The organism is Acetomicrobium mobile (assembly GCF_937920065.1).
Genome location: NZ_CALETC010000151.1, coordinates 1 through 4,107, shown reverse-complemented (window position 1 = coordinate 4,107; position 4,107 = coordinate 1). Strand labels below are relative to the sequence as shown.

Sequence of the window (4,107 nt, the reverse complement as noted above, 5' to 3'; positions counted from 1 at the left end):
GGTTTAGAGAGGCGGAAGTTATGGACATCGATGAAGAGTTGTTTAGAAAAGGCATCGTGAGCGCCAGGCTTTACGGTTACTTAAAAATTCCCTTCGAAAGAAGGCATGTGCAGAACGTAAAAGCTGCCACCCCTCCCAGCGAAAAATACGAACAGGAAGCAATTGCCGCTGAGGTAGTAGAAAATATGGAACAAGACTGCATTTACATAGTAGGTCCAGGTACCACTACGAGACAGATTATGCAGTTATTGGGGTTAGATTACAGTTTGCTTGGGGTGGATGTCGTAAGCAACGGAAAACTTCTCGCCAAAGACGTCTCGGAAAAACAATTATTGGAAATTATCGACGACAAACGTTCCAAATTGATCGTCACACCTATTGGGGGGCAAGGGTACATCTTGGGTCGAGGAAATCAGCAATTGAGCCCGAGGATCATCAAAAAGATAGGAAAGGACAACATAATAGTCGTTTCCACCAAGAGCAAGCTGCATTCCTTGAAGGGGGCCCCCCTTCTCGTGGATAGCGGCGATGGCGAAGTCGATGAAATGCTTGCCGGATATATAAAGGTCATTACTGGCTATAAAGAATACGCCGTATATCCGGTTTCTTTTTAAAATAGGGCTGAGGCAAATTATAGTTTCTACCAAACGCCCTTAATACGAGTAGATACTTTCAAGCGGAAGGTGAAGAAAATGATGAAAGATAAAGATGTTCTGTCGCTGGAAGGAAAAGTAGCCGCAGTTACAGGTGCTGCATCGGGTATTGGGTACGCTACGGCCGAGATCCTTGCAAAATTTGGTGCACAGGTAGTTTTACTCGATGTCGACAAAACAAAAGGCGAGATGTCTGCCAAAAAGATAGTGGATCAAGGTGGAAAAGCCTATTTCATGAAATGCGACGTAACCTCTGAAAAAGACTGCAAAACGGTCATGGAAGAGATAAAAAATAAATTTGGCAGGCTCGATATTTTACATAACAATGCGGGCATCATTATTAGGAAGACAGTAGTCGAATTAAATGAGAAAGAATGGGATCTGGCTGTAGATGTCTGCTTAAAAGGAACGTATTTGTTGTCAAAACATGCCATACCGCTTATGGCTGCAGGTGGTGGAGGCAGCATCATAAACACCGGCTCTGGATGGGGTCTAAAAGGTGGGGAAAGGGCAGCTTCATACTGTGCGGCTAAAGGCGGTGTCGTAAACCTCACGCGCGCTATGGCCATAGATCATGGGAAAGACAACATCAGGGTAAATTGCGTTTGTCCCGGTGACATAGATACACCTTTGCTTAGAGGAGAAGCACGTCAACTTGGGGTTAACGAAGAAGAGTTTCTGCAGTCCTCTGCCAGAGAGAGGCCTTTGGGGAGGATAGGCACTCCTGAAGATATAGCTAATGCAGTATTATTCTTGGCAAGTGACTTATCTAAATGGATAACGGGAGCCGTGTTAGTAGTAGATGGTGGCGGGTTGGCTTAGTTTAGGCGGCACTCTGTATATTTTTGACTTTTCTCGGCAATAATGTCGGGTAGAACTTCGTTGATTTAAAAGATTTTTATAATCACTCCCGCGGTTAAATATGCCAAGTTTTAATTATATTCGAGACAAATAGAATTAGGGATACTAATAAGTAACGATTATAAATTACGATATATAACAATTATATAACAATTGTTTTAGAAGAGCCATAGATAAATGGCTCCTATACAGCAATTTATCTATGGCTATAGTTAGTTTAGTGCAATCCAGGCTCATTATATCGAGCACACCTTCTTATGGGCATATTCCTTCTAAAGTCTAAAAACCCAGAGGCTTTATCCAAATTCTTTCATTGTTACGTTAACCTCGTGAAACTATTGTTTGATGATGTAAAAATAATTAACCTCTTGACAAAATTATTAATATTAGGTATGAAAATTTATTTTCAATTTAACGTGAAGGGGGATTGGTCATGGTTCTTTGATGTAGTGTCTTTAAAGCTAAGTGGCAATCGATAAAAACATACGATAAAGGACCTTAAAGGACCTTGAAAATCTATCGTGGGTAAGCACAGGGTCTTCTTATGATTTTTTCAAGTTTTGCTCCTTCCGCTTCTCGCGGAAAATGAAGTCTTTGTAAGTTATAAAAAGCTCCTGTAAGGCGTTAGATGTCCCTGTGTTGGAAAGTAATGTCGGGATATGCATTATGAGCTTGTCGTAAAGACCTGCGGCTTGCTTGACTCTGAATCACTATCTACTGGCACTTAGCCAATGGCTAGTTTTACTGTTTTATGTGTCTAAATATATTTAGGGAGGTAAATGACATGGCCTTGTTAAAAATATCTCCTAATTTGTGATAGTAGCATTGTTGCTTAAAGGGGTAGATGTGAAGGTTGCAGCATCTATAGCTGCAGTTTATGGAGCTTTTATTGTAGCATTTGTCGACAAACGGAGTTATGACGATATTATAGATAAAGTGGTTGAAAGCGTAAGCACTATTATACTTGTGTTTTTTATACTTATGTTTGCCTATGCTATGGCAGAATCTTTCATGGCTACAGGTGTTGGGGCCGCAATTATCAGGTTAGCCCTTAGAATGGGAGTTACCGGTAAACTTGTTGCAGTCGTTGCTTTTATAACGACGTGTGCACTTTCTGTGGCAACAGGTACTTCGTGGGGAACCTTCGCAGCCTGTGCGCCTGTGTTTTTATGGTTGAATCACATTACCGGCGGAAATTTCGCATTAACTACTGCAGCCTTAGCGGGTGGTTTTTGCTTCGGGGGTAATATAGGCCTGATATCTGATACGACTATCGTCAGTTGCGGGGTGCAGAATGTCGAAGTAATCGATAGGGTCAGATACCAAGGGGTTTGGTCATTATTATGTCTTTTGTTATCAGCGTTGCTGTTTTTCGTAGTTGGTGCAAGTATGGGTCTTCCTAACCAACCATCCTTTATAATTGTATTATCTACCGCGGTGTCGGAGGCAATCGCACAGATTCCACCTGAGGCTTGGGCGACATTGGAAGTTGAAAGACCTTCTGCTGTTATGTTATTGAAACAAGTCAGCGAAGGCGTTCCAAACTACATGATTTTGCCCTTTTTTAAAGGCGTTCCAACTTTATTGTGTTTAGGGTTAGGTATTGTTTATTCGCTTGTGATGGGGTTAATTATAGGTTCAACTAGTTTAATGGGCTTTCTTGACCTTTAATACATTGGTTATTCGGATGCAGGGAGCGCTTCGGTAGCAATGATGCTTTGAGTCACTGCATTTGGAGGAATAATGAACATGATGAATGCATTTGAACCGTTTTCTAAGTCCATTTTAAGAATATCTAAAAGCGTGCGCCAATTGTTATTTTATAATGGAGTTTTTTGCATATTAGGCAATGTGCTATTAGCTGATGAAATGGCTCAGATAGTGACTATTGGGCCAATAATAAAGCAGATGACTGATAATAATGTTGATGCTAGCGAAGAAGATATGTATAGGATAAGATTAAGAAATGCTACCTTCTCCGATGCGATGGCTTGTTTTAGTGCTTTGCTTATTCCATGGCACTGTTATGTCGTTTTCTTTAGAGATATAGCTGATTCAGTATATCCGCTTTATACTTTCGGTTTTAGCGATATTGCAAAATATAATTTTAATGGCATACGTTGCTATAATATTGCTATTAATGTTAACAATAACCGGTCTTGATAGATTCATTCCATTATTTCGAATGCCCACTGAGCCTGATGTCAAATTGAAAAGAGCTGAGGCGGATATGGAAGGTTAAATAAAATGAGAAAGTCTTTATCGAAGTAAGGGGGATATATTTGATCGCATTTTGCCAAAAAGGGGCTTCAAAGCCCCTTTTTTTATTTATAAATTGGTTAGTCTTTCGTCACTCAACTCGACCATTACTTCGCCAAGGTTTTGCCCCCAGCGTTTGTGTAAATTGCCATTCTTTTTCTTAAAGCGTAACCCGTAGACGTGATCAGGGAAATTTCTCTCCGATGTATAAGCTTCATCCGCATACGCATCAACCACTTCTCCTAGAAATAAAGTTTTGTTTGCAATATTAGGCTTGAGATCTTGGCCCATATAAGGTTTTGTGTCCAGCTTGTCCACTACTATACATGTTCTT

General features: G+C 40.5%; 5 protein-coding genes. 4 read left to right on the top strand and 1 reads right to left on the bottom strand.

Translation table 11 applies throughout. The features are described from left to right. The 4 genes from Q7P41_RS05845 to Q7P41_RS05830 all read left to right on the top strand — a co-directional run. The coding region (locus Q7P41_RS05845) for an ATP-NAD kinase family protein (protein ID WP_369693142.1) at positions 1 to 614 on the top strand (614 nt) is incomplete at its 5' end. Between the two features lie 78 nt (positions 615 to 692). Beyond that, positions 693 to 1,475: an SDR family NAD(P)-dependent oxidoreductase gene (locus Q7P41_RS05840; protein WP_303882854.1), complete on the top strand. Its 783-nt coding sequence runs from the start codon at positions 693 to 695 to the stop codon at positions 1,473 to 1,475. Between the two features lie 885 nt (positions 1,476 to 2,360). Next, positions 2,361 to 3,185, top strand: a complete 825-nt coding sequence (locus Q7P41_RS05835; protein ID WP_303882853.1) for a Na+/H+ antiporter NhaC family protein — start codon at positions 2,361 to 2,363, stop codon at positions 3,183 to 3,185. Positions 3,186 to 3,263: 78 nt separating this feature from the next. Continuing rightward, entirely contained in the window at positions 3,264 to 3,677 is a 414-nt protein-coding gene (locus Q7P41_RS05830; protein WP_303882852.1) for a hypothetical protein, read from the top strand. A gap of 165 nt (positions 3,678 to 3,842) precedes the next feature. Here Q7P41_RS05830 and Q7P41_RS05825 read toward each other — a convergent pair. After that, on the bottom strand, positions 3,843 to 4,107 hold a 265-nt coding region (locus tag Q7P41_RS05825), incomplete at its 5' end, for a hypothetical protein (protein ID WP_303882851.1).